The sequence below is a fragment of the Thiorhodococcus mannitoliphagus genome (genome assembly GCF_010915725.1).
Taxonomy (GTDB): Bacteria; Pseudomonadota; Gammaproteobacteria; order Chromatiales; family Chromatiaceae; genus Thiorhodococcus; species Thiorhodococcus mannitoliphagus.
In genome coordinates this window covers 1-3870 of sequence record NZ_JAAIJR010000238.1, presented here as the reverse complement: position 1 = coordinate 3870, position 3870 = coordinate 1, and the positions used below count along the sequence as shown (strand labels likewise).

3 protein-coding genes and 1 pseudogene are annotated in these 3870 nt (G+C 61.1%); 2 read left to right on the top strand and 2 right to left on the bottom strand.

Annotated features, from left to right (window positions below; genetic code table 11):
* The first annotated feature begins 40 nt into the window (after positions 1 to 40).
* Positions 41 to 397, top strand: a complete 357-nt coding sequence (locus tag G3480_RS25345; protein ID WP_164656993.1) for a hypothetical protein — start codon at positions 41 to 43, stop codon at positions 395 to 397.
* Positions 354 to 2342: a hypothetical protein gene (locus G3480_RS25340; protein WP_164656992.1), complete on the top strand. Its 1989-nt coding sequence runs from the start codon at positions 354 to 356 to the stop codon at positions 2340 to 2342. The genes G3480_RS25345 and G3480_RS25340 overlap by 44 nt, the downstream gene beginning before the upstream one ends.
* Positions 2343 to 2450: 108 nt before the next feature.
* Here the strand turns inward: G3480_RS25340 and G3480_RS25335 are convergent, their stop codons facing one another.
* Together G3480_RS25335 and G3480_RS28005 are read right to left on the bottom strand one after the other, a co-directional pair.
* Positions 2451 to 3437: a hypothetical protein gene (locus G3480_RS25335; protein WP_206171892.1), complete on the bottom strand. Its 987-nt coding sequence runs from the start codon at positions 3435 to 3437 to the stop codon at positions 2451 to 2453.
* Positions 3377 to 3870: pseudogene (locus G3480_RS28005) on the bottom strand (hypothetical protein); the annotation flags it as partial. The pseudogene G3480_RS28005 and the gene G3480_RS25335, both read right to left, overlap by 61 nt.

Here is a 3870-nt window from a genome sequence, read left to right as displayed (position 1 = left end):
ATAAGAATTCCCGGAAAGCCTCCTTGGTTGAGTAGGCGCCGTGTATCCTTCAGGCAAGACGACGTGGGAGCGGCGCCACGCCCCGGTGGCGCGCCCCTTGCGCGCGCGCGACGATGGGGCAATGGCGATCAAAGATCGGCTGTGGGACGATCTGGCCCGTATCTCGGTGTTAGAGATTGCCGCCGACGGCGCGGGGCGGGTGCAGGTGACAGCCGAATCGGACATCGCCGTCACCTGTGAATTGCGAGTGTCGGGGGTGCTGGAGTTCAAACAGACCGCCCGTCGCGGCGAAGACCCGGTCCAAGTGGATTGGGATGCCGGTGAGGTCACAACCCTAACGCTGACAGTCGCCGATGGGCGCCCTGCTCTGGAGTTACCACTTGTCAGGGACAACTGAACCACGCTTCTTCATTGCGCTGCGGGGAGAAAGGCATCCCGAAGCCGCCTTGACACCACAGTACGCCATGCCCCTGATGGCCATGCCGAAGCCGACCGCAGACGCGGCGCTGGCGGACTTGCTTACCGAGCCGAAGATCCTGCAGGAACTTTCCGGCTGGCGCGCCAGTGGTCGGAACGGTTTACTCGTGATGGATTCTCAGCTGCCGCTGGATTGGCAGCGAGTTCCCTGGGAGTCGCTACGTTTCGAGGGGCAACCTTTAGCCGCGACGCTACTGACCGTCCGCCATGCCAAGCCGTTGTTTGGCCAACAGCCTCTGACTGGGGCTCGTGCCGCCTGGCTCAACCTGTTTCCCAAAAACGAGTTCAATTTTGCCGGCGAGCTACAAAAACCGATCGCGACCGAGCGCTTGTCTCGGATCCTGCCGCGCTCGTTAAAGAGTGGTCTGGATGGTTACGACGAGTTGTTCATGCTCGCGCATGGCGACGTGCATGGTCTGCTCGATCAAGAAAAACGGCTGTTCGAACTCCATACGGCGGCGCTCCCTCGTCGGGTCTGGTTGCTCGCCTGCAATCACGATGGCGCCATGTACCGACTGGCCGAGAGTCTGCTCGTCCGTGGTGTGCGCACCGTGGTCGCTGCGACGGGGGAACTCTCCGCGCCGGAGATCGCCACCCTGCTCAACGCTTGGTTCGAGCGGGATGATGGGGCAACGTTGGAAGACTGGTTGCTGGATAGACGAACGGGCGTCAGTGTGGCGGGCAGCATTCATGCGCTGACGCTGTTCGGCGAAGTGATGCTGGATGATTCCAGTGTCGCGCATTGGAACGAGATGAGCTGGCGCGAGTGGCGTGAAACATTGGTCGATGTGCCGTGGCTGGCCTATGGAGATAAACGGCAGTTCCAGGATGCGCTCAAGGCGATTGATTCACCGGCATTGTGGCCGAAGACTCTCGGCCGGTTGCTGCCGCAGGCCTTGAGTGCGGCGGAGAATCTGGATCACCGTACAATGAAGGTGCTTTACAAGCGCTATAAAAACGCTGTCGGCCAATCCCCTGCCATGTCTTGCGCACTGGCTTACACCTGCTATCGATGCGGACATTACGATTTGATGGCTGATTTTCTCATCAATGGCCTTCAATATGGCTTAATCCCCGCCATTGACCACGCAGAGCTGCTAGGCGCCATGACGAACCTCTTGATCGACATGGCTCTGCCCACGGTTGCCGCTTCTATTGCTGGAAAGCATGCGGAATGCCAAATCGATGATTTAGAGGCGCGCGAGTTGCAAAATTTCAAGCGGCTTGATTGGCAGGCGCGTATCGCCCTCCGCCAGCGGCGCTTCGATGAGGCGCTTCATTTTCTGGAAATCAAACGCCAGAAAAGTCCTGATGCTAACGACACGCGAGAACTGGCATGGCTTCTCTATGTTGCGGCATGGAAGTTACGAGAGGGTGGCTCCGCCGCCCAATTGGTGCGCTATCGCGATGAAGTTCAGAAAGTGTTGGATGCACTGCCAGCAAACCAGATCGGTGAGGGTAACGACGGAGCTGCTTACCTGCTGCGTGCGCTGGCCTGTTATCGCTGGAGTACCGGCGACGAGGTGCTCGATGCGCCGCTGAAACGATGGTTGCCCTTGGTCGAAACAGGTCTGACGATGCCCGACCCGGGGCCATGGGCCTTCGTGGGCTGTTATCTGGCACTGTCGGACGCGCGTTTCGCAACCTTAGGGTCGCATGCCCTGGAAAGCCTTGACCATGCTGGTTATTGGCTGGAAGCGGCGGGTTTGGCGGCGCTCGGAGTCGATCCCGCACGAGAAGACGCACTGATGAAGAAGTTTGGATCGATGCGCGACAAGGTGCTCACGCGCCTAGCCCCTTGGCTGGAGTCAATCGGTGTCATGGTTGGCGGTCGAGATGGTTGTAATAACATTCCACCCTTATAACTCCAAGGTGTCATCGTCGCTCAGGAAGCATGGCGGGATTCCAAATCGCCCCCAAGCGCCTGCGTGACGTGACAATCTTTCAGGGGTGCAACCCGCCTCCCGCGCCCGTCACGCTGCAATTGCCTGGGTGAAATCGGCATCATTTGCGGCGAATCCTGGATAGAGGCGACGGGATTCGCGCTGGATACGGAAAGCCTTGAACGCGTCCCAGAGGTCACTCAGGGCGATGCAGCGCATGTTGAGCATGGCACGCGCGCCAGACATCACCCAGCGCATCCCGGAGCGTTCCATGCGATCCTTGACCACGCATCGGCAAGCGCCTTCGATCACGCCGGAGGCAATCGGAAAGCCGTGCTCAAGATAGGTCGCGTAGTCCATCCGATGAGCATTGTTGTGGAAGTAGCCACAGATTTTTTCGAGCTGCTCAAGGCGTTTGCCGGTCAGTGCGTGGTGGGTACTCAGCCAACGCAGAGAGCGCAGCACGGTCTCAACTTGCCCGTGCAGGAGGCGCCCGGCCTGTTGTTGAACGAAGGCAACCGCCTCGGGGCCGCTCGGAGCCTTGGGGTAGAACACGCGGGCGGCATCCCACAGGTACCCCAGGGCGTGCATCAAGTCGAGCACTTCGGTGAGTTCTTCGTCGCGTTGGGAGAGGGTGTCCCAGCCGGCGTTCCACAGCGACTCCTGCCCATCCATCAGTAGGACGATCGGTTTGTCTGCGCTCGGATTGCGCGCCTGGGCTTGTTCGGCGATCCAATTGAAGATGGTGGCCACTTGCGGGGCCGTGGTGTCGTCGCCATCGCGCTCTAGGGCAGCGCGCACATGCTTGTGACAGGGTTTCGGGCGCTTGGTGTCTCGCACGGAAGGGGCCGGCGAGCACAGCGCCTCGAGCACCTCCTCGGGCGTGCGGATCATGGGGTTAATCGTATAGACCGCCCCCAGCAACGCCATCTTTTTCGTCCCCGCACGTGGGCCAGAGGGATGGAGATCCTTCCCCGCCATGCTGGGCGCAGGCGCCTCTTGTGGTGGCTTGTCCGTCACCGCGTGCGCCGAGGAGGCCGGGACCGGGGGCTTTTTCGGCGCCGTCTCGCGACGCATCGGGACACCCTTTCCGTCCGCCGTGCAGACCAGGATGGCACCTTCCTCCTCGGGCGGCGGCAGCGGTTGTTCCTCCCTTCCTCCCAAAAGGCCGCCACGCTCTGGGCCATGTCCTGCTGGTGACGCTCCAGCGTGTAGACCGACCGGGGAAAGCCTAGGATCCGATCCAGGGTCGCGCTAACGGTCGCGAAAGGCACCTCGACGGTGAGACTCTGCTCCCAGTCTTGTAACAGGTAGGAGGTCTTGCACTGAGGCAAATTCAGGCGCGCATCCAACGGCACCGCCTCGATGGCTTGTCCCTCGCGCGTCCCATAGACGGCGCGTTCCAGCTCGAACGGACCGAACACGCTCTGGTATTCGCGTCGATGCAACGGCTCAAGCCGCTTCAAGGTGCGCCCGTCCGCACCCACGAGGGTCTCGCCAGCATCCCCCG